Below are 22,336 nucleotides of genomic sequence, written 5' to 3' on the forward strand. Positions count from 1 at the left end.
ATAATAGGTCTGTTAAGCCTATCATATCGACTTGTTTCATTCTTGAGATATAGTGAAACATTTCCAGTTCCCATCCGTACATGTAGATAAGAGGAGAAAGAAAGGATGGTTCTGGTGCTTCAATTGAAAAATGTGACCAAAAGGTTCGGCAAACATACTGCAGTGGATCAGCTGACGCTGACAATACCAGAAGGGGAGATGTTTGGCTTCTTAGGTGCTAATGGAGCTGGTAAAACGACTACTTTCCGAATGATTCTTAATTTATTGGAGAATACGGAGGGGGAGATATTTTGGCATGGCAAAAAGATTACATACGCACAAAGTAATGAGATAGGATATCTTCCGGAGGAGCGCGGCCTTTATCCAAAGCTTACCGTAAAGGATCAGCTCGTCTATCTTGCCAAGCTTAGAGGCATGGCGAAGGCAGACAGTGTTAAAGCCCTTAAAAGCTGGCTGGAGCGATTCAACATAACAGAGTACGAAAATAAAAAAGTGGAAGAGCTGTCCAAAGGGAATCAGCAAAAGATACAGTTCATATCTGCTGTTTTGCATAATCCGCGGCTTTTGATATTGGATGAACCTTTTTCTGGCCTGGATCCAGTTAACGTGGAAATGCTGAAAAAAGCCGTTATCGAATTAAAACAATCTGGAACTTCCATAATTTTTTCTTCCCACCGCATGGAGCATGTAGAAGAATTATGCCGCTTCCTTTGCATCATGAAGCATGGCAAACCAGTCGTAGAGGGAGATTTGACTGAGATCAAGCGTTCTTTCCGCAAGAAGAATATAACTATTTCAGCAGACTATGACTTGACCTTCTTGTCAGAAACAGCAGGGGTTGTGAAATATCAGGAGACGCAGCAGGGATGCAAACTTCAGATTGCTTCTTCTGAGGATGCACCTGTCGTATGGAAACTGCTGACGGAGAAGGGATTTGTCAATAAATTTGAAGTGGAAGAACCTACTTTGAATGACATCTTCATCGAGAAGGCAGGTGAATCATATGCGTAAATTTTGGATTGTATTCTCACATACTTATTTATCCCGCGTGAAAACAAAAGGTTACATTATATCCAGCGCGATCTTTTTGCTTATCATTTGCGGCATTTTTTATATACCGGATATCATTGAACGCTTTACCGGTGAAGGTGAAGAACCAGTGGTCGCGGTAATTGATGAAACAGAAAACCAGCAGCTTTACGAAGCATTGAGCAGTGGTGCTGAAGACTATCAGCCTATTCTTTTCGATGGTAATGAAGACGAAGCCAAGCAGGCTGTTGAAAATGAAGAATATGAAGGGCTGCTCGTCCTGAATCAGTCAGAACAGAACTTGCCGGAGGCCATCTTTTACGGTATGCAGCTGACAAACAGCACTAGCGATGATATGGAAGCACAGTTGCAGCAGATCAAAGTTGCCCAGGCTGCTTCGCAGGCCGGTGTGGACGAAGCTGCCATGCAGGAAATTTATGCGCCGGTTTCTTTTGAACGTCAGTCGCTTGATAAAGAAGCGAAGACAGAAGAAGAGCTGGCAGGATCATATGGACTTGTCTATATTTTAGTCTTCGCGCTTTATATAAGTGTCATCACTTACGGTATGATGATTGCAACAGATATCACAAATGAAAAATCATCTAGAGTAATGGAGATTTTAATCTCTAGTTCTTCACCAGTAAGTCAAATGTTCGCTAAGATTCTTGCCATTGGCATGATGGGGCTCACTCAATTGGCATTGATTGCAGTTGCTGTGTATGTGATGGTCCAGATTCGTGGTCAGGAATTAAGCGGAGGTTTCTTCGATTTTATTGGTATAGCGAATGCTTCGCCAGTTACATTAACGTTTGCATTGATCTTCTTTATTTTGGGATACTTCCTATACGCTATCATCTGTGCCGGGCTCGGTTCGGTGGTAAGCAGGATGGAGGATGTCCAGCAGCTTGTAAGTCCGATTATCTTCTTGGTGATGGGTGCTTTCTTCCTTGCTATGTACGGACTTAACGCACCAGACTCGACAATCATCGTTGTTGCCTCCTACATTCCATTCTTTACGCCGATGATCATGTTCCTGCGTATCGGCATGCTGGGTGTACCTTCTTGGGAAATAGCTTTATCAATAGCCATCCTTGTAGCAACAATTCTTCTCATTGCCTGGATATCAGCCAAAGTGTATCGCGGAGGTGTTCTGATGTATGGTAAGGGTGGTTCGTTCAATCAGCTGAAGGAAGCGTTGAAACTATCTGGAAATATAAAGAATAAGAGTAAATAACATCTTCAGGTGAATGTACCACATTTTAAAAAGGCTGTCGGGAATAGTTCCGACAGCCTTTTTGTATAAGAGAATAGCTCATGCTCAATTGTGTTCAGATTGTGTGTTAATCTGCCACGTTACACCAAATTTATCTTTAACCTGCCCATACGAAGTACTCCAAAAAGTCTGCTGTAGTTCCATAATTACTTGACCACCGACTGATAGTTTTTCAAACACATCCTTTGTTTCCTCCGGAGTGCTGGTAAGAACAGCGATTCCTACTTGATCGCCTAGCTCGAGAGGCTGACCTGGGAATGTATCAGACAGCATCAAATCGTTATCTCCCACTTTTAAATGTGCATGCAAAACAAGATCTTTCCCTTCAGCCGGTACTGGATGGTTAGGGTCTTCCGGCATATCTCCGAAAGTTTTTACGCTTAGTACTTGAGCTCCCAAAGCATTCTCATATAATTTAACTGCTTCTTGTCCATTGCCATTTGTAACGATATAAGAATTGATTCCGTGTACCATCTTCAACATCCTATCTATTGTTTATTTTGCTCTCGTATGAATTTCGCTGTAAGTTACAAGATTCCTTTACTATCAATGTAAAAAAAAGAACTATCCTGTCAGTCTGTCAATTAGACTGGCAGGATAGTTCAACTTATCTTCCAAAGTTGGTGAACATACCACCGATATAATCGGTCACATTTTCCATCTTCACATTTTCAATTTCTTCACGGTAATCCTCAGGGTTGTCTTCCGGATCATATCCGATTTTCGCCGCGTCCCGATTATCAAAGTAATCATTATGCAGGGAAGACACGCCATAAAAGACACTCGTACCGATTTGCTTAGCTTCTAGAGAACAGACGATCAGCTGATTCATGTCCCGGACACTGATCCATGTGTTCAGGTTGCGGTGTTCAGAAGGTTTCTCCAAATAGCTGCCGATACGCAGGCTGGCAGTTTCAATGCCGTGTTTCTTATGATACATATTTGCCAGGTTCTCGCCGAATGCCTTGCTGGAACCGTAGTATGTATCAGGCAAATGAGACGCATCTGGACCAATCGATTGGTTGATAGGTTGGAAGCCGACAGCGTGGTTGCTGCTCGCGAAAACGATACGTTTAATGCCGTGCTTTCGGGCTGCTTCATATATATGGTAGGTTCCGTTAAAGTTGTTTCGGTTGATTTGTTCATACGTGCTCTCTGTGGCAATACCGCCTAAATGGACGATGGCATCCACACCTTTTGCCAGCTGTTCGACTTCTTCTAAGACAGCGAGGTCAGCTTGCTGAAACAATCCGAGTTTATCTAGCTCTTCATCCTGTTTGATGTCCGTCAAAACCAATTCGTAATCCTGGTGGATAGCTTTTACCAGATTTTTGCCGATATGACCGGCAGCTCCTGTTACAAGTACTTTCATCTTTCATCTGCTCCTTTGTTGTTCGAAATCCAACAGCCAGTTCTTACGCCACGGCTCCCAGCGGTAACCTGTTACAATCCCATTCCTGCCGACCACTCGATGGCAGGGGACGACAATGGCGAATGTATTTCGTCCAACAGCACTGGCTGCTGCCCGAACGGCTCGTCCATTTCCTGCATCTTCGGCAATAGTACTATAAAAAGCCGAACTGCCATATGGTATCTGATTGACCTGTTCCCAGACGCGCTGCTGAAAGGCAGTACCATTGGTTGCTAACGGAAGCTGGAAACTGGTGATATTACCAGAAAAGTAGGCTTCTAGTTGTGTTTGAGCCAGTTCTGTAAGTGAATTGTTATTATTTGGCAGCGTCTCGCCGAATAAGATACTTGTTATAAATTGATCTGTTGCTGTGATCTGTACATTACCTAAAGGCGTCTCTATATTACTTGAATAAGACATTATTGCCTCCTAAGAAACAAGCTCCAAAGCAGAAAGCCTTGGAGCTTGATTGATTAGCTGTACATTGCTGCAATTTCTTTTTGCAGCTTTTTGTCAGAAACATATTCATCATACGTCATTTCTTTATCCACAATACCTGTCGGAGTGATCTCGATCAGGCGGTTAGCGATACTGTTCACAAACTGTTGGTCATGGGAAGTGAATAGAAGCACACCCTTGAATTTAATCAAACCTTCGTTCAAAGACTGGATAGATTCAAGATCCAAGTGGTTCGTTGGTTCATCCATTACCAAAACGTTCGATTTGCTCAGCATCATCTTAGATAGCATACAGCGTACTTTTTCTCCTCCGGAAAGCACGTTCGCTTCTTTCAGTGCATCTTCACCACTGAAAAGCATACGGCCTAAGAAACCGCGCAAGAACGTCTCTGTCTGATCCTCAGGAGAGTATTGACGAAGCCATTCAACCAAAGTTAAGTTCACGCCATCAAAGTATTTGGAGTTGTCTTTCGGGAAGTACGATTGGGAAGATGTGATACCCCATTTGTACTCACCAGCGTCAGGCTCCATTTCACCCATGATGATTTTAAGCAAAGTTGTTTTCGCGATTTCATCGCGGCCAACTAGAGCTAGTTTATCTTCACGACCGACTGTGAAGCTGACGTTATCCAGTACTTTGACACCATCAATTGTCTTCGTAATGCCTTTAACAGTCAGCACATCATTACCGATTTCGCGCTCTTGTTGGAACCCTACATACGGATAGCGGCGAGAAGAAGGCTTGATGTCTTCCAATGTAATGTTATCAAGCATCTTCTTACGGGAAGTCGCTTGCTTCGATTTGGAAGCATTCGCACTGAATCGCGCGACGAAGGCTTGTAATTCCTTGATTTTTTCTTCTTTTTTCTTGTTCTCATCCTGTGCCATTTGTGTAGCTAACTGGCTGGACTCATACCAGAAGTCATAGTTACCGACATAAAGCTGGATTTTACCAAAGTCAACATCCGCGATATGTGTACAAATCTTATTTAAGAAGTGACGGTCGTGGGATACGACGATAACTGTGTTATCGAAATTGATCAAGAATTCTTCCAGCCATTGAATTGCCTGTAAATCTAGTCCGTTGGTAGGCTCATCCAGAAGCAAAACATCAGGGTTGCCGAACAAAGCTTGTGCAAGGAGCACTTTCACTTTCTCGGAACCAGTCAATTCAGCCATTTTTTTATCATGCAAAGATTCAGGAATACCCAAACCTTTCAATAGAACTGCAGCATCAGATTCTGCTTCCCAACCGTTCAGCTCAGCAAATTCACCTTCAAGTTCAGCAGCACGCATACCGTCTTCTTCAGAGAAGTCAGCTTTTGCATATAGTGCATCTTTTTCTTCAATGATTTTGAAGAGACGCTCATGACCCATCATGACCGTTTGCAAAACTTGGTGCTCTTCATAACCAAAGTGATTCTGTTTCAGGAAGGCTAGACGTTCTCCGTCGCCGATTGCCACGTTACCAACCTGTGGCTCGACATCACCAGAAAGTACTTTCAAGAAAGTAGATTTTCCGGCACCGTTCGCACCGATAACACCGTAGCAGTTTCCTGGAATGAACTTTATATTAACTTCTTCAAATAGTTTTTTGTCGCCATATTGTAGACCTACATTATTTACCGTTATCATGTATACCTTTTCCTCCATGATCAAAAATGTCACGCATGCCTTAAGCTTACGGGAATTTTAGGTGTAAGTCAATGTTGGATATTTTGTAGAAAAATCAAAATACTGGATATGGAATTCGCTTGATTAGATAATAATGTAAGATGCGATATGGATAGTTACTTTATTAAGAAATCAACAAAACAATACTGCAAACAGTAAGTTGAGACAGTGCGCTGGCACTGCCTTTGTCATGCCGCTCGCTCCCGAAAAAAGCCTCCATGTGCTACACTATAGGAAGTGATTCGAGAAAGGATGTTTTCATGGGTAAAACGGTTGTACTGGCAGAGAAGCCTTCTGTCGGCCGCGATATAGCGCGTGTTCTGGGTTGTACGAAGAAGACGAACAGCTATATGGAAGGAAAAGACTATATTGTAACGTGGGCGCTTGGTCATTTAGTGACATTGGCGGACCCTGAGACATATGACGATAAATATAAAACTTGGAAGATTGAAGATTTGCCGATGCTGCCGGAAAAACTGAAGCTTGTTGTGATCAAGCAGACTGGCAAACAGTTCAGTACAGTGAAAACGCAAATGAACAGAAGTGATGTTAGCGAGATTGTCATTGCGACAGATGCCGGACGTGAAGGGGAGCTGGTAGCACGCTGGATCTTAGAAAAAGCTCGTGTAAATAAGCCTGTGAAACGGCTTTGGATTTCCTCGGTAACTGACAAGGCGATCAAGGACGGTTTCAAAAATCTTAAGAGTGGCAAGCAGTTTGAGAATCTGTATAAAGCAGCAGTAGCCCGTTCTGAGGCTGACTGGTATGTCGGATTAAATGCGACACGCGCTTTGACAACAAAGTTCAATGCACAGCTATCCAGCGGACGCGTGCAGACGCCCACACTTGCGATGATTCATGAGCGTGAAGAAGAGATCAAGAACTTCAAGCCAGAGACATTTTACGGAATTGAAGCGAAGACTCAAAAAGGGTTGCGTCTAATCTGGAAGGATCAGAAGCATAACAGTACGCGTACGTTCTCCAAAGATAAGGCGGAGCAGGTACTTCAGAAGCTGAATCAGGTTAAGGGTATAGTGAAAGAAGTAGAGAAAAAGCTGAAGAAGAGTTATGCTCCTCAGTTGTATGATCTGACAGAGCTTCAGCGCGATGCAAACCGTCTGTTCGGATTTGGCGGTAAGGAGACACTTAATATCATGCAGCAGCTGTATGAGCGTCATAAGCTACTCACATATCCGCGTACGGACTCGCGTTATCTTTCTTCTGATATCGTCCCAACGCTAAAGGACAGAGTAAAAGCTGCGGGTGTGGGAAGCTATGGCCGACTGGCTACTAAAATTACGAATGCACCAATCAAAGCGACAAAGGCATTCGTAGACGATAAGAAAGTATCCGATCACCACGCGATCATACCAACCGATCAAAATGCGTATGGCGCTGATCTTTCCGATAAGGAACGGAAAATCTATGATTTGGTGATTAAGCGTTTCTTCGCCGTCCTGTTCCCGCCATTTGAATATGAACAAACAACATTGACAGTTGAAGCAGCTGGGGAAACCTTCACTGCCAAAGGTAAAATCGTACAAAAGCAGGGTTGGAAAGAAGTCTATGCAAACCGCTTTGATGACGAGGAAGTTGACGACGATCAAACATTGCCGAACGTCGAAAAAGGCGAAGAGTGGTCGCTTGCGTACCGGATGACGACTGGCGAGACAAAACCGCCGGAACGATTCACAGAAGGTACCTTGCTTCATGCGATGGAAAATCCTGTCCGTTTCATGGCTGGTGAGGACAAAGACCTTATCAAGACGATCGGCCAGACTGGCGGACTTGGAACAGTTGCGACACGTGCTGATATCATTGATAAACTGTTCAATACATTCTATATTGAGAAACAAGGCAAGCATCTAAAAATGACTTCCAAAGGACGACAGCTGCTTGAGCTCGTACCGGAAGACTTGAAATCACCAGCATTGACTGCAGAGTGGGAAATGAAGCTAAGTGCTATTGCAGAAGGCAAGCTGAACCAGCAGCAATACATTTCCGAAATGAAGCAGTATGCGAAAGAAGTCGTCACCGAAATCAAGAACAGCGAACATAAATACAAGCACGATAATATGACTGGCACGCAATGTCCGGATTGTGGCAAATTGATGCTTGAAGTGAATGGTAAACGCGGTCGTATGCTCGTCTGTCAAGACCGGGAATGCGGACATAAGAAAAATATCGCCAAAACGACAAATGCCCGCTGTCCGAACTGTCATAAACGTTTGGAACTGCGCGGTGAAGGGGAAGGTCAGATCTTCTTCTGTAAGTGCGGACACCGTGAAAAATTGAGTACGTTCAACGACCGCCGCAAGAAAGAGAAAACCAATAAAGCGAGTAAGCGTGATGTACAGAAGTATTTGAAGAAGAATCAGCAAGATGATAGCTTCGCCAATACTGCATTAGCGGACGCTTTAGCGAAATTCAAAAAACAGTAAATGAAGGAAGCCCTGCCAGTAGGTAGGGCTTCTTTTATTGCAAGCGAGCAGAAAGACTAATTTTAGGTATCACATCATCCCAGACAATTTTTCCGCCGTAGATATTGCTCTAGAGAAAGAATGCGCATAAAAAATCTTTATGGAGGCAGGAGCCAACAGCTTTTTAATGGAATGAAACAAGAAGGGAGGGAACGAAGATGCCACCAAAACATATTGTTTCCGCAGCGGCAATCGTACGGAATGAACTGGGGGATATCCTATTGATCAAGGGACCAAGGCGAGGCTGGGAAATGCCGGGAGGCCAAGTCGAAGAAGGAGAATCACTAAGCCAGGCAGTGATTCGGGAAGTGAAGGAAGAGAGCGGAATCGATATTGAAGTGAACAAGTTTTGCGGTATCTATCAGAATGCAGAGAAAAGTATTTGCAATACACTTTTCCTTGGTAAACAGATTGGCGGTGTTTGTACGCCTTCGGAAGAAAGTCTGGAAGTTGGCTATTTTCCGCTTGAACAAGTCAAAACAATGGTTACCTGGGGGAATTTTCTAGAACGGATCGAGAGCTGTCTCGATGAGAAGCAGCACCCATTTTATGTAGCGTTTTAATACATAGGAAGCACCTTGCTTAGGAAAAATAAGCATGGTGCTTTTCGTTTTTAAGCTCTGATACCAGGGAAATAGACAAGCAAAACAGGGAAGGGTGACGTTGTATGTCCATGCCGAAGGAAGAAGGATTAGATCATAGTCTTGCATTTTTAAAGGAAGGTTATGAGTTCATTCTGCATCGGAGAAAAAGTTTTCAATCAAATGTGTTTGAGACTACCTTGCTCGGGAAAAAGGCTATTTGTCTTGGTGGGAAGGAAGGTGCAGCACTCTTTTATGACCCAGATAAGTTCATTCGTGGTGGAGCTGCTCCAAATCGGCTTGTCAAAACACTGTTCGGTGAAGGTGGCGTGCAGACATTAGATGGGGAACAGCATCGTAACCGCAAGGCGATGTTCATGTCTATCATGACAAAAACACATTTGCAACAGCTCGATAAATTGTTGGAATCGGAATGGGAGAAGACCAGCGAGCAGTGGGAAAAAATCGATCAGTTAACGTTATATGAAGAATCGCAGAAGATCCTGATGAAGGTGGCATGTGATTGGGCAGGGGTTCCGCTGGATGATGCGAACAAAAGGACAGAGCAAATGCGTTGCCTATTCGAATCGCCAGCAGCCGTAGGACCTGCCCACTGGAAAGGACGAACCTCTCGTTCTAAAGCAGAGGACTGGATTGCCGGACTTGTCGAGCAGGTAAGGAACGGGAATCTGCATGCGACGAAGGAAGGTGCACTCCGTGTCTTTTCCGAGCATCGGGATAGTGACGGGAAACTGCTTCCGGTGCGGGTAGTTGCTGTAGAAGTGCTGAATATCCTGCGGCCGATTGTAGCCATTAGCATTTATATTGCATTTGCTGCACTTGCCCTGCATCAGTTTCCGGGAGAAAGAGAACGGCTGAAAAAAGGAGATGGCAGCATCCGTCGGTTCGTACAGGAAGTTCGCCGCTTCTACCCATTTTTCCCGGCTACCATGGCGAAAGTGAAACAGGACTTCGAGTGGGAAGGTTATCAATTCAAGGAAGGCACTCTGACTCTGCTGGACTTGTATGGTAATAATCATGATCCGCATTTATGGGAACAGCCGGATCTATTCCGTCCCGACCGGTTCCTTGACTGGAAAGAAAGCCCGTTTGACTTTATCCCGCAGGGCGGCGGGGACTTTGACATGGGACATCGCTGTGCAGGAGAATGGGTTACAATACAAGTGATGGAAGTGTGCGTTGATTTTCTTGTAAACCGCCTGCAATATAATGTATCTGAACAGGATTATAGCTATAGTCATTCCTCCATGCCAAGCATGCCGAAGAGTCAGATGATACTGTCTGATGTTCAGAAAACGTCTAATTGAAAGCAAGAACTCCGTTGATTTTGTCAGTGGAGTTCTTTTTTAGTTTGTAAAAAACTTCATATAAGGTAACCTGAAATAAATAGATAAAACATTATGATCTAGAATATAGTACAATTTTATGGTTATGTTTAAAATGAGATCGTCCTATTTGCAATATAAACTCAGGAACAAAATTGAGAAACCAAGCATAAAGAGGGGATATTAGCATGGAAACAGAGTGGTACAAACTAGATAGTGCTGGTAAGCTTTATGCTTCTACTGTTTCTTCCAGGGTATCCACTGTCTTTCGTCTTTCTGTAAGTATGTACAAATCGATCAACCCTGCATTTCTTCAAGAGGCTTTAGAGGAAACATTAGAAGAGATATCATCTTTTAAAGTTATCGTAAAAAGAGGCGTATTTTGGTACTACTTCGAAAAAACATCAACTATTCCTACTGTATCTGAAGAGCATTATTACCCTTGTTCCAATCTATTTTTCAGAGGTCGCAACACATTTCCTTACAGAGTGCTTTACTATAATAAAAAAATCTCTTTAGAACTTTCCCATATGTTGACGGATGGTACTGGAGGAATAGAATTTTTAAAGCTATTAATAAGCAACTACTTGAAAAAAGAAGGCGTCATTGTTCCCTGTATAAGAAAAAAAATAAGTGACTTTAACTTTGATAACGCCTTTTTTCACCATTACGAAAAGATGGTTCCAAACTGGCAGGACACTTTGGATAAAGCATATAAGCTTCCATTAAGATTGGACAAAAGAGGCGTGTATCATGTTACAACTGGTAAGTTAGAGATCAAAGTATTAAAGAACATAGCAAAGCAATACCAAACAAGTATCACTACTTATTTGTTGGCGTTATATGTTGAAATATTGATTGATATTCAAGCACAAAATTCGAAAACAAGAAAACCTATTACAATAAATGTACCTGTCAACTTGCGTAATTTCTTTGAAACGAATACATTAAAAAATTTCTTTGTCAGTGTTCCGGTAACGATCGATCCTCGTCTAGGTACATATAGTTTTGAGGATATCATTGAAACGATTAGTATAGAGCTAAAAAGATATTTAAATGATAAACAGTTAAAAAGGTTAATTGCCCGCGGGGTGAGGGGAGAAAGGAACTTTCTGCTTCGGGCGCTGCCTTTGTTTGTGAAGGATTGGATTTCTCCAATGGTGCATGCCAGGTTCGGAGAAAACTTGTATACAAGCTCAATCTCCAATTTAGGAGTAATATCACTTGAAGAAGAATTAGAAAAACATGTGGAGCGGTTTGAATTTTATCCCCCGCCAAGTATCGGTAACAAGATAAAAGCAGGAGTAATAAGCTACAAAGATGATATGTATATTACATTTGGTAATCTGTCGAATGATCGGCTAGTAGAAAGAATGTTCTTTAGAAAATTAGTTAAAGAAGGCGTACAAATTAAAATTGAAACCAACAGGAGTGCATATTAATGGCCTACTGTCCTAAGTGCGGGGTGAGTGTTGAAAAGGACCAAGTTCCTTGTCCGCTATGCTTTACCTATATACCAAAAATAGTAAGCGATGAAGAGTTGTTAGATACGAACGGGTTTCCAACATATTATAGTTTATATGAGAACCTAGTTAACTTTTTCATACGTGTTGTGTATCGTGTTCTCTGTGTTTTGATGATCCTGGGTTTCCTCATTCCTACACTCATAGATATCATATTGAATAAATCATTGACCTGGTCTTTATATAGCAACTTATCTATCCTTATAAGTTGGAGCTTCCTGTACGTTGCTTTTGGTTATGTAAAAGGAAAAAGAGATAAGATTATCGTCATATTGATAACAATATGTCTTGGGTTATTAGGATTTGACCTAATCAACGGATATGCCGGATGGTCTGTCGAGACAGCATACCCGCTCCTTGTGATCACCTTGTTATTGCTGAGAATAAATATTGTTATATTTAAAAGAAATAGAAGCTGGTTCCGTCAAAGCGGATATATTATTTTTTCGATTCTTATTCTTCTCATCGGAATTGAATTTATAGTAGGCAGGTATTCAAATACTGAAAATATCGTTTTTCATTCTGTAGATGAACTTCTTCCGTCTACTTTATTAGGTTCTATTTTACTCCTGATTTCGTATAGGATGCCTAAAAAGTGGGCAGAAAAGTTGAAGCGGAAATTTCATATTTAATGTGGATGCTTAGTTCAAGAACAAATCAGAAACGTTCGTAGATTATCGAATCTACGGACGTTTTTTTGTTGCTTTACTTTAACGGGGAAAGAAGAATCTCTGCAATTCTAAACAGTTTCTTATGTCTTGCGTGTTGTCTAGCTGCAAAAGCCAGAAACTGCGCCGGAAGCGATAAATCCCTGCGTGGTGAAGGACGCCCACTCCTGGCTTTCTCGCTTCCTTCTCCGTTCCTAAGCGGCTTTTTCCGCCTTTCATATGATCTAGCTCCAGAAACCAGAAACTGCGCTGTAAGCAAGGAATCCCTGCGTGGGGAAAAGCGCCCCACTCCGGGCTCCCTTGCTTACCGCTTCGTTTCTAAACGGTTTCTTCCGCCTTTCGTAAGACCAAAGTCTTATTCAAGTTATGGCTTGGGGTCGTTATGGGGGAGCGGGGATAGCGGTAGACTAGGAGTATGAAAGGAAGGAGAGAGGCTTGATGAAGAAGGTGTTATTGATAATCGGTGCGGTTATTGCTGTTGCAGTGCTTCTGGCGAATCTGGGCTCGCTGTTTGTGTTAGCCATCAGTGTTGCAATTGGCTATTACGGGTTGAGGAGGTTCATCCTGACTGATAGTGTCGGTGCCAAGATTGGCTGGGGAGTAGTAATTGGAATTGGTGTATGTATTTCACTCTCCAATCTGCCGGCGTTGATCGGGTTGGTTGCTCTTGCAGTTTTGTATTACTTGTATCGGGCTTGGAAGAAGGATAAGGAAGCAGAGAAGTTCGATTATACACTGTGATTAAAAGGAGGAGCATAGTGGACGATTATTTGGAGCAGCGGATACGTGTGCTGGAATTGGAAGTGGAGGAACTTAAGGAAAAGGCAAAGCCGAATCGGCAGGATAACACATGGATTTGGGCATTTATCCCGATTTTGGCGTTGCTCATCCCAGTATTGGCCCTTGTCGAAGATATATTCTAAACAAAAAAGGAGAGGTACACATGGAAAACATTTTTACTCGAATCAAACAGGCGGTAGCAGCAGATTTTCATGAAATTTTAGATAAGAAGGAAGAAAAGAATCCGACGGTTCAGCTCAGCCAGTATATCCGTCAATGTGAGCAACAAGCGAAAAAGATTCGCGAATTGATCGAAAAGCAATATCAGCTCAAGCATGATTTCACAAAGGAGTACCATGCGGCGCAGGCGATGGCGGATAAGCGCGAGAGACAGGCAAAACTTGCTGCCGAGCAAGGGGAAGCAGAACTTGCTGAACAAGCGCAGAACGAACGCGAGCAATATCAGGAGCGCGCAGACAAGATTAAAGCGATGATGGAAAAAGCGAGCACGGACCTGCAAGAGCTTGAGAAGAAATACGTGCAGATGAAGCATAAGCTGAAAGATCTTTATGTAAAGAAAATGGAGTTTGCAGAGCGGGAGAATGTCGCAAAAGCGCATCGGAGCATGAATGAAATTTTGAAGCATAAACCGGAATTCGAATTTGCTACTAACAAATTTAATGATCTAGAAGGTTATATCGATCGTTTAGAACGGAAAGTGGATGCAGATTATCGGAAAATGACGCTGGATGCCAAGCTTGCAGATCTCGAGAAGAAATCTAGTTAAAATAGGCACATCATGGTAATCTAGGAAGGACACAGGCGCTGTGTGCTTCCTTATTTACACTTGCCGCATGAAAGGAGTGCCTCGGAGTGAAGCCTAATGATATGATCCGCTGGCTGCTGATCACAGCAGCTGTCGTTTTTGTGGCTGAATTACTGCTGTCGGGGACAGGTGTGCTGATCGGAATTGGTTTGGGTATTCTGTTCATCTATCTTGGAAAGCGGCAGCTATCCGGTCGTAAAGGAACGATTTTGTTTTGGATAGGTATATTCATAGTCGCCATGAGTTTATTGCAATCATTCGCTTTTTATCTTGTACTGACAGCAGGTATCATCTATTACTTTACGAAGGTCCATGATAGTACTGCGGATAAACCGCAAACTTATCATCCTTCCTTTGATCAGGCTGGCTCTGAAGAACAGGTATTCGAACAGAAATCACTATTCCAAAACAGTTGGTTTGGTGCTCAGTCTGCAGGCAGCAGCGTTTATGAGTGGCAGGATACGAATATCCAGTCGTTCATAGGTGATACAATCATCGATTTGAATTATACTGTGCTGCCAAAAGAAGAAGCAGTCCTGATGGTACGAAAAGTGCTGGGAAATGTACGAATCATTGTGCCATATGATATTGAGGTAGATGTTCATCATTCAGTTGTTTACGGCTCAGTCGCGATTTTCGACCACAGAGAACAGAACTGCTGGAATAAAGTGATTCATATGCGTACGAAAGGCTATCAGCATTCATCCCAGCGCATTAAGATTGTTACAAGTGTAGTAGCCGGTAAGCTGGAGGTGGTGCGCGTATGAGTAATATCGTGAAACGCCATGTCGGCTTCGGTATGCTGTACAGTCTGCTATTGCTAGCCGGATTGGCTGTGCTGTACATTGTCGATTTCCCAATGGATGATTGGACGGATATCTGGACGATGCATAAAAGCACCGTACCATTTTTGATTGCTGCGCCTCTCTTTGTTCTTTTTTCTGGTGCTATTCTTGGTCTGTTCTCCGGGCTGTATTGGCGTAAACGCTGGCATCAAGCTGCTAGGGAAATGGAAAGCATCCGAGAAGGCCAGCAGCCATTGAAGAAACGCAGTTTCAGCTTATCCGAGCTGCAGCATACATGGGCTGAACTTGAACGGCTTCAGACTTATATGAACGAACAGGCTAAACTTGCGCAGAAGCTGACAAACGAGCGAGTAATCGATCGCGAGGAAGAAGTTCAGCGTATTGTGTCCGAGGAGCGGAATCGTCTGGCAAGAGAGCTGCATGATTCTGTCAGTCAGGAGCTTTTTGCAGCATCTATGCTGATTTCTGCTTTGACCGAATCCGAAGAAGAAGTGACACCGCTGTTTAAAGCACTGAAGCAGCTGGAGGCAATGGTTCAGCAATCGCAGCTGGAAATGCGGGCACTGCTTCTTCACCTAAGACCGGCTGCCTTGAAAGGAAAAACGCTGCAGGAAGGAATGGAGCTGCTCCTGGAGGATCTGCGGGCAAAGGTACCTCTATCAATCGAATGGGAACTGGATACATTTCCTGTGGAAAAAGGTATCGAGGATCAGCTGTTCCGAATTGTACAGGAGTCGGTTTCCAACACACTGCGTCATGCAAAAGCGGAAAGCGTGTCGATCAAACTGCTGCAGCGTGACAGTTTCATCATCTTGCTCGTTCAGGATGATGGTGTCGGTTTTGAAGTGGGAACCGAACAGCCGGGAGCATATGGTTTACAAAATATGAAGGAGCGAGCAGCGGAAATCGGCGCCCATCTGCGGGTAGTAAGTGTACCGAAGCAGGGTACACGCTTGGAGGTACGCGTTCCGATGCTTGACAGAGAGGAAGAAGAAGCATGATCAAGGTACTTTTTGTAGACGATCATGAGATGGTCCGAATCGGTGTTTCAGCATATCTATCCACGCAAGCCGATATCGAGGTGATCGGGGAAGCAGATAACGGAGAGGAAGCAGTACAGCTGGCACTCGATCTGCGTCCGGATATCATTTTGATGGATCTTGTGATGGATCGAATGGATGGTATCGAGGCGACCAGACAAATTGTCACAGAATGGCCCGAGGCCAAAGTGATTGTCGTCACAAGTTTCCTGGACGATGATAAAGTGTATCCAGCCTTGGAAGCAGGAGCTGCCAGCTATCTGCTGAAAACATCCAAGGCCTCTGAGATAGCGAAGGCAATCAGATCTACATATAATGGCACAGCTGTCTTCGAGCCGGAAGTAACGAATAAAGTGATGGCACGCATGCGAAAGCCTCAAGCTCCCGTTTTGCATGATACGCTGACAGCAAGAGAGCAAGAGGTACTGCTTTTGATCGCCAAGGGCAGGTCGAACCAGGAAATCGCCTCTGAGCTGTTCATTGCCTTGAAGACAGTGAAAGTGCATGTCAGCAATATCCTGAGTAAGCTCGAGGTGCAGGACCGGACACAAGCAGCAATTTACGTTCATGAGAATAAGCTTATTCAGTGAAAACGAGGCTAAGACAAAAGTGTTTCAGCTAAATAAAAACCCGAACTATAATGCGAATCTTCAACAAAGATTTGCATAAGTTCGGGTTTCTTTCGCGATAATCCATACTAGCGTAGGCAGAATACGGAGACTCCCACGGGAACAGCACGAGCTGAAGACCCCGCAGTGGTGGTTTTTCCACGAGGAGGCTGAAACCGTGCCCGTGGAAAGCGGAGTGTTCTGCCGAAGCGGTGCTCAGGAGTATTGTTCTTTTTAGAGCAATATTTTAGTTATGCCCCAGCCCTGTTTAATTTACAAACCGAATGTATCATTCGGAATATACAGCTTGAAGCTCAGATTATCATTCGGTAAATCAAATTGCCCTACTTCTACATGAAAGTTGTTCTGTAATTCCATTTGGGTAACAGCAACATAGATGGATTCTTCATCCGGATTAATGGTTACCCACTCCGGCGTTTTATAATATCTATCTATATATTTGAGTACTTTATCATTTGGCAGGGAAAGACTGCCGAGTGATATATCTCGCTGTACAAGCAAAAGATCTCCGTTATCCTGTACCTGCGGCTCGAGCGTCATCTGCAGTGGAATCCGCACGCCGAATGCTGTAATACCTCCGCTTAGCTCCACCGCATCATCACCTAATACAACAGAATAATTATCGGAATTATCATTAAGCTCTTTATCGATATATGCATTTATCAGTTCATTGACATTTGCTTTTGTTGAGCTGATTGTGAACTCAGAGGAGTCAGAGCTGTCAAATTGTGCTTCCTTCGGCGGCTCTGGTGCTGGACTAAATGCCGGAAGGAAAATGAGCAGCAATAAAAGCAGCAGGATGATACCATTCGCAATAGCTAATATTTTAAAGTATTTCTTCCAGTCACGCTGTTTCGGTGGCTGAGATTCGTTCTTCCTGTTTTCCACGATACATCACCTGCCTATTCATCATCTTCCTGTATAACGGGCTTAATGCTTTCTAATACCCGTTCTGCAACTTTTCCATACCCGACTTCATTTGGGTGGAAGAAGTCATCAGACAGCAAACTTCCTGTCTGGTTACGGAACAAATCGGCTGTTTCAATATAATGCTGATCTTCTTCCTCTGTGACTTGCTCTCCTATGGCATTGTACTCATCAATGATAGTGCCAAGCTGATCCTTGAGTTCCGGAAAGTTTTCCTCGAACGGGTTATAAAAGCCAATCAAATATACTTCAGCATCAGGATTCAACGTATTGATTTTGTCGAATATTTCTTTCATTCGTTCCTCATAAGCTGGCATAGCCGCGCTATAGTCATCATAATCCAATTCGGTGAAGTGATCCTTCGTCACCTTCATAATATCATTGGCGCCGATTGTAATCAGGACAACGTCAGCATTCTCAATGGAAGCTGATATGACAGGATCGTTCAGTCTTTTCAGCAGCTGATCTGTTCGATTACCGCGCTTACCGAAATTATCAATTTTCACACGATCATCCGTCTGCTCAAAGGTCTGCTGAAGAATTCCGACATAGCCGCCATTCTCCGTCTCATCGCCGACTCCTTGGGTCAAACTATCACCAACAGCTGTAATATGCAGATCTTCCTTGATGAAGAGGCCGAGCGTATCCTTCAGCAATCGCTGGAAAGCATCTTTTATGTCTGAAGAATTATCCGCTTCTTCTTCAGATACAGTAGGGTCTTCATCAGGATTTTCGGAGGAATCAGTTTCACTTGGAACGACTTCTGTAGGGGCATTGGTGACTGTTGCTTTTTGATCAGATGCAGCAAAGACAATCACTGCGCCGATGACGATAGCGAGCAGGAACGATGCGATAATCAGGTAAATCTTTCTTTTTTGCAAGCATCATCACCCTCGTTTGGTAGAAATATAATTACGTATTCTCGCTGTTAAATTCCTTAGACAGGGGTATACGGTAAAATACAAATGTAAATTGGACGTAAAATTATATCTTACTAGATTTAAAGGAAGTTGAATAGTGGGAACAGCTGGCACGTGATGTTTCACGAGATGAACAGCTGGGAACAAAATCTATAAAAGCATGAAGGAGGAATATAGTATGAAAGAATACAGTGTTGTCCCGAATAAAGATGTGTCTGGCTGGTACGTGAAGATCGAAAATGTAGCACCGACGGAATACCACAGCACACGCGATGATGCCATTCTGGAAGCGGAAGGACTTGCTAAGGAAAATACGCCTAGCAAACTTGTCATCTATGATGCAAAACAGGAAGTCGAGGAAGAACGGCAGTTTTAAAAAAATACCGGCAGGAATTGCCGGTATTTTTTAACCGTTTGGGCAGTTCTTGAATAAGCTGAACAGCAGGAGGTGCAGGTATGGATTTTTCCTTGCTGCTGTTAGCTTTTTCTGGAATTGCACTGCTTAGTATCGGTGTACTGCGACATTTCACGAATAACCCGTTCGTTTTATTCATCCCAGCCGCAGTAACGGCTTTGCTGCTGCTTGTTACCAGTGTATTCTCCTTATTGTTTCAAGCGGAGATCATCAAAGGGATATTATATATCTTTGCTACTATCTTATGTGGATTATTTGTGTTATTGCTTTTCTTGCCACCTTTTCGTAAATAAAGGTGGCTTATTTTGCAGTTTGGGCTTGATTGAGCTGCTTTGTGGTCAGGCGCTTCAGCCGGATGCCTGAAATGGTATATAGGACTAGAGCGCCCCAAATACATGAAAAAGCAATCAGATGTGCATGGGTGAATGCTTCACCGAATAAAGTGACACCTAAGAGAAGCATGAGTGTTGGTCCAATATATTGAAGCAAACCTATTTGTGTCAAAGAAAGTCTGCGGGCTCCGTGGGCGAACAGCAGAAGCGGTGCGGCTGTGGCAGCCCCAGACAAGAATAGTATAATCGCTGTACCTGTAGGAATAGGATCACTATGTGCTGCAGGCACAAAGAGCAGATACAAAATGGCCAGCGGAGTGACGAACATCGTCTCGATTGTCAGACCGAACATCGGCGGAATTGTCACGACTTTTTTCAATAGGCCATAAACAGCGAAACTGATTGCCAGCAGGAAAGATACCCAAGGAAACACACCATAACTGAAGGTCAGATAAATGACTCCAAGAGCGGCAAGGATGAAGCTGACAATTTGCAAGCGGGTACTTTTTTCCTTCAGGACGATCATCGCAAGCAAAATGCTGATCAGTGGATTTATATAATAACCTAAGCTGGACTGCAGAACATGTCCGGAATTTACCGCCCAGATAAAGACGAGCCAATTGAGGCTTACGGTCAAGGAAGCTGCGAACAGACCCCAGAACGCGCGTTTATCTGAAAATAAATCCTTTATTTGTTTGAAAAAAGGGCGGATTTTACCTAGCAAAAGGACCACAAGTATCATCGTGACAAAGGACCAGACGATTCTGTGAGCCAACAGATGACCTGCATCTATTTCCCCTAGTAAATTCCAAAAAAGCGGCAGTATGCCCCACATCACGTATGCGATTGCTGCATACACGACACCGGACTTGGATGATTGCGATTGCATATTATTAAGCGCCTCTCTTTCTATCTCTGTATGATTTAAGTGTAAGGTTGGATTTGACGCTTTTCAATACTTTTGTTTCTTTTGGATTACAAGAAGTTGTCAATGCTTGATGTGATACTATATATTAGTATGGGTAATTGGAGATATGCTACATATGAAGGGAGACGCTCATGTGCATATATTTGCGTATTTATTAGGATTATTAACTATCATAAATATTCTCCTGGCACTAGCGATTGTTTTCCTGGAAAGGCGTGATGCCAGTGTTACATGGGCATGGCTGCTCGTACTCGTTTTTATTCCGGTTGCGGGCTTCGTAATTTACTTGCTCTTCGGCCGCAAGCTCTCGGGCAAGATATTCACTTGGGATACGAAATCCAGACTTGGGGTTAAGAAACAAGTACAGGCTCAATTGCGCGCCATCGAGGAAGATACATTCGTCTATAAACAGGAGGCGGTCAAGGAATACAAGGATCTTGCCTACATGCATCTGCGTAATGATGATGCGATTTTGACGCAAGGGAATGATGTGGAGCTGTTCACGGATGGCCAGAAGAAGTTTCATGCGCTGCTGCATGATCTTTCACAGGCAAAGGACCATATCCACCTTTTGTATTATATTGTACGAAGCGACAAGCTTGGCGAACGGTTGGCAGATGTACTGATTAAAAAGGCGCAAGAAGGCGTGAAAGTACGCTTCTTGTATGACGACATGGGGTCACGAAGTATCAAGAAGAACTATGTTCGCAGGCTCGTGAAAGCCGGTGTTGAAATCGAAGCTTTCTTCCCGTCCTTCATTCCGAAGATCAATCTGAAGCTCAATCACCGAAATCACCGGAAATTGGCAATCATCGATGGAAAGGTTGGTTATATTGGCGGCTTTAACATCGGGGATGAGTATTTAGGTTATGATCGTAAATTCGGCTATTGGCGTGATACGCATCTGCGGATCACCGGAGAAGCCGTAAGAGCAATGCAGACACGTTTCATTCTAGACTGGAACCAAGCCTCCCGGCATGATATTGAGTATGAAGATCGCTATTATTTGTCAGAACCAGTCGGTAATGTGGGAGTGCAGATCGTCTCAAGCGGACCTGATTCAGAATGGGAACAAATCAAGCATGGCTATATCAAGATGATTCTCTCTGCAAAGAAGTATGTGTATATCCAGACGCCATACTTCATACCGGATGAGAGTCTGGCAGATGCTCTGAAGGTTGCTGTGCTGTCAGGGGTAGACGTCCGGATTATGATTCCGAACAAGCCGGATCATCCATTCGTCTATTGGGCAACTTACTCAAATGCAGGCGACTTAATCAAGGCAGGTGCCCAAATTTATATTTATCAAAATGGCTTCCTGCATGCAAAAACGATTGTTGTAGATGATAAAATATCTTCTGTCGGGACAGCTAATATTGATGTCCGAAGTTTCCGCCTGAATTTTGAAGTGAATGCATTTTTATATGATCAAAATACGGCAGGGGTATTGAAAGAAAAATTCGAAGAGGATATCCTATTATCAACACAGCTTTCACATAAACTATATAAACAGAGATCAAATTGGATCCGTTTCAAAGAATCCCTTTCGCGTTTGATCTCCCCGATCTTGTAGCCTAAAGTATGGCGGAAAGAAGGAACCCATAGTGAAATCGAAACCATGTATCGCATCTTTGACAGTTAAAACGTCCCATGTACTTCCTCCTGATACGAACAGCCACGGTACGCTGTTCGGAGGAACGCTTATGGCTCATATCGATGACGTAGCGGCAATTGCTGCATACCGCCATGCTAGACAGCTTGTTGTAACAGCTTCAACCGACAGTGTAGATTTCCTTGCACCGGTAAAAGTAGGAGATACAATCTGTGTAGAAGCATTTGTTACGTGGACGAACAATACCTCCATGGAGGTATTTGTCAAAGCAGTGACAGAGGATTTGCGCACAGGAGACAGAAAGGTATCGGCAACTGCGTTTGTAACAATGGTTGCGCTGGATGACAATAAACAGCCGATTGTAGTACCAGAAGTATTTCCGGAGAGCCCGGAAGAGAAGTGGCTGCATGATGGTGCGCCGCAGCGTGCTGCCTACCGCAAGGAACGGTTGAAACGCTCCAAGGAAATGGCAGTGGCATTCGGAACTGACTATCCATGGTATCGTAACGACGGACGTAATTTTGAAGAATAATAAGTAAGACGAGCCCGCTTTAGTTCCGGGCTCGTTTTTTTATGTCAAGATATTCTTTTCAACGTTTCATAATATACAATTACATGCGTATCTATCGGAGAAATCTAGAATAACTTAGCGTTTTCAACCAAAATAAGAGGAGCTGT

The 22,336-nt window shown here is 43.5% G+C and carries 24 protein-coding genes; 17 read left to right on the top strand and 7 right to left on the bottom strand.

Annotated elements, in window-relative coordinates:
• Window positions 1–111 precede the first annotated feature (111 nt).
• Together AE2B122_RS06225 and AE2B122_RS06230 are read left to right on the top strand one after the other, a co-directional pair.
• Window positions 112–1,011, top strand: a complete 900-nt coding sequence (locus AE2B122_RS06225; protein WP_175073746.1) for an ABC transporter ATP-binding protein — start codon at window positions 112–114, stop codon at window positions 1,009–1,011.
• On the top strand, window positions 1,004–2,263 hold the full coding sequence (locus AE2B122_RS06230) for an ABC transporter permease (RefSeq protein WP_175073398.1): 1,260 nt from the start codon (window positions 1,004–1,006) through the stop codon (window positions 2,261–2,263). Before AE2B122_RS06225 ends, AE2B122_RS06230 begins: the two co-directional genes overlap by 8 nt.
• 84 nt (window positions 2,264–2,347) lie before the next feature.
• On the opposite strand, the gene AE2B122_RS06235 is transcribed toward AE2B122_RS06230, so the two are convergent.
• The 4 genes from AE2B122_RS06235 to AE2B122_RS06250 form a co-directional block, all read right to left on the bottom strand.
• Window positions 2,348–2,776, bottom strand: a complete 429-nt coding sequence (locus AE2B122_RS06235) for a VOC family protein (RefSeq protein WP_175073399.1) — start codon at window positions 2,774–2,776, stop codon at window positions 2,348–2,350.
• A gap of 133 nt (window positions 2,777–2,909) precedes the next feature.
• Window positions 2,910–3,674 (bottom strand): NAD(P)-dependent oxidoreductase, encoded by a 765-nt coding sequence (locus AE2B122_RS06240; protein ID WP_175073400.1) that lies wholly within the window; start codon window positions 3,672–3,674, stop codon window positions 2,910–2,912.
• A gap of 3 nt (window positions 3,675–3,677) precedes the next feature.
• On the bottom strand, window positions 3,678–4,133 hold the full coding sequence (locus AE2B122_RS06245; RefSeq protein WP_175073401.1) for a methylated-DNA--[protein]-cysteine S-methyltransferase: 456 nt from the start codon (window positions 4,131–4,133) through the stop codon (window positions 3,678–3,680).
• A gap of 53 nt (window positions 4,134–4,186) precedes the next feature.
• Complete coding sequence (locus tag AE2B122_RS06250; protein ID WP_038563882.1) at window positions 4,187–5,806, bottom strand: ABC-F family ATP-binding cassette domain-containing protein; 1,620 nt, start codon at window positions 5,804–5,806, stop codon at window positions 4,187–4,189.
• A gap of 299 nt (window positions 5,807–6,105) precedes the next feature.
• Here AE2B122_RS06250 and topB point away from each other — a divergent pair, with 299 nt between their 5' ends.
• From topB to AE2B122_RS06300, 11 genes are all read left to right on the top strand, one after another.
• The gene (gene topB, locus AE2B122_RS06255) at window positions 6,106–8,286 is read left to right on the top strand and encodes a DNA topoisomerase III (protein WP_175073402.1); all 2,181 of its coding nucleotides are present in this window, start codon (window positions 6,106–6,108) and stop codon (window positions 8,284–8,286) included.
• A 197-nt stretch (window positions 8,287–8,483) separates the two neighbouring features.
• A complete protein-coding gene (locus AE2B122_RS06260) occupies window positions 8,484–8,888 on the top strand; it encodes an NUDIX hydrolase (protein WP_095219245.1) in 405 nt (134 codons plus the stop codon).
• Between the two features lie 104 nt (window positions 8,889–8,992).
• Window positions 8,993–10,234, top strand: coding sequence for a cytochrome P450 (locus tag AE2B122_RS06265; RefSeq protein ID WP_175073403.1), 1,242 nt, complete (start codon window positions 8,993–8,995; stop codon window positions 10,232–10,234).
• A 206-nt stretch (window positions 10,235–10,440) separates the two neighbouring features.
• Window positions 10,441–11,694: an alcohol acetyltransferase gene (locus tag AE2B122_RS06270; RefSeq protein WP_095219247.1), complete on the top strand. Its 1,254-nt coding sequence runs from the start codon at window positions 10,441–10,443 to the stop codon at window positions 11,692–11,694.
• A complete protein-coding gene (locus tag AE2B122_RS19495) occupies window positions 11,694–12,407 on the top strand; it encodes a DUF6320 domain-containing protein (protein WP_095219248.1) in 714 nt (237 codons plus the stop codon). Before AE2B122_RS06270 ends, AE2B122_RS19495 begins: the two co-directional genes overlap by 1 nt.
• 474 nt (window positions 12,408–12,881) lie before the next feature.
• The gene (locus AE2B122_RS06275; protein ID WP_175073404.1) at window positions 12,882–13,184 is read left to right on the top strand and encodes a flagellar basal body rod protein; all 303 of its coding nucleotides are present in this window, start codon (window positions 12,882–12,884) and stop codon (window positions 13,182–13,184) included.
• A gap of 17 nt (window positions 13,185–13,201) precedes the next feature.
• Entirely contained in the window at window positions 13,202–13,366 is a 165-nt protein-coding gene (locus AE2B122_RS06280; RefSeq protein ID WP_175073405.1) for a hypothetical protein, read from the top strand.
• Between the two features lie 20 nt (window positions 13,367–13,386).
• Window positions 13,387–14,010, top strand: a complete 624-nt coding sequence (locus AE2B122_RS06285) for a PspA/IM30 family protein (RefSeq protein ID WP_095219250.1) — start codon at window positions 13,387–13,389, stop codon at window positions 14,008–14,010.
• Between the two features lie 86 nt (window positions 14,011–14,096).
• A complete protein-coding gene (liaF, locus tag AE2B122_RS06290; RefSeq protein ID WP_175073406.1) occupies window positions 14,097–14,816 on the top strand; it encodes a cell wall-active antibiotics response protein LiaF in 720 nt (239 codons plus the stop codon).
• The gene (locus AE2B122_RS06295) at window positions 14,813–15,856 is read left to right on the top strand and encodes a sensor histidine kinase (RefSeq protein ID WP_095219252.1); all 1,044 of its coding nucleotides are present in this window, start codon (window positions 14,813–14,815) and stop codon (window positions 15,854–15,856) included. Before liaF ends, AE2B122_RS06295 begins: the two co-directional genes overlap by 4 nt.
• Window positions 15,853–16,485: a response regulator transcription factor gene (locus AE2B122_RS06300; RefSeq protein ID WP_175073407.1), complete on the top strand. Its 633-nt coding sequence runs from the start codon at window positions 15,853–15,855 to the stop codon at window positions 16,483–16,485. Before AE2B122_RS06295 ends, AE2B122_RS06300 begins: the two co-directional genes overlap by 4 nt.
• Before the next feature lie 291 nt (window positions 16,486–16,776).
• Here the strand turns inward: AE2B122_RS06300 and AE2B122_RS06305 are convergent, their stop codons facing one another.
• Window positions 16,777–17,412, bottom strand: a complete 636-nt coding sequence (locus tag AE2B122_RS06305) for a YpmS family protein (RefSeq protein WP_175073408.1) — start codon at window positions 17,410–17,412, stop codon at window positions 16,777–16,779.
• Window positions 17,413–17,426: 14 nt separating this feature from the next.
• Entirely contained in the window at window positions 17,427–18,332 is a 906-nt protein-coding gene (locus tag AE2B122_RS06310; RefSeq protein WP_175073409.1) for a GDSL-type esterase/lipase family protein, read from the bottom strand.
• A gap of 217 nt (window positions 18,333–18,549) precedes the next feature.
• Between AE2B122_RS06310 and AE2B122_RS06315 the strand changes: the two genes are divergently transcribed.
• Together AE2B122_RS06315 and AE2B122_RS06320 are read left to right on the top strand one after the other, a co-directional pair.
• Window positions 18,550–18,747, top strand: a complete 198-nt coding sequence (locus AE2B122_RS06315) for a DUF2188 domain-containing protein (RefSeq protein WP_095219256.1) — start codon at window positions 18,550–18,552, stop codon at window positions 18,745–18,747.
• An 80-nt stretch (window positions 18,748–18,827) separates the two neighbouring features.
• Window positions 18,828–19,079, top strand: a complete 252-nt coding sequence (locus tag AE2B122_RS06320) for a hypothetical protein (protein ID WP_095219257.1) — start codon at window positions 18,828–18,830, stop codon at window positions 19,077–19,079.
• 7 nt (window positions 19,080–19,086) lie between these two features.
• Here the strand turns inward: AE2B122_RS06320 and rarD are convergent, their stop codons facing one another.
• Window positions 19,087–20,007 carry an EamA family transporter RarD gene (gene rarD, locus AE2B122_RS06325; RefSeq protein WP_095219258.1) on the bottom strand — a complete coding sequence of 307 codons (921 nt, stop codon included), beginning with the start codon at window positions 20,005–20,007 and terminating at the stop codon, window positions 19,087–19,089.
• Window positions 20,008–20,179: 172 nt separating this feature from the next.
• On the opposite strand from rarD, the gene cls reads away from it, so the two are divergent.
• Entirely contained in the window at window positions 20,180–21,619 is a 1,440-nt protein-coding gene (cls, locus tag AE2B122_RS06330) for a cardiolipin synthase (RefSeq protein WP_095219271.1), read from the top strand.
• Window positions 21,620–21,650: 31 nt separating this feature from the next.
• A complete protein-coding gene (locus tag AE2B122_RS06335) occupies window positions 21,651–22,190 on the top strand; it encodes an acyl-CoA thioesterase (protein ID WP_095219259.1) in 540 nt (179 codons plus the stop codon).
• Window positions 22,191–22,336: the final 146 nt, after the last annotated feature.

Origin of the sequence: Terribacillus sp. AE2B 122, from assembly GCF_902497585.1 — a bacterium.
Taxonomy (GTDB): domain Bacteria; phylum Bacillota; class Bacilli; order Bacillales; family Amphibacillaceae; genus Terribacillus; species Terribacillus saccharophilus_A.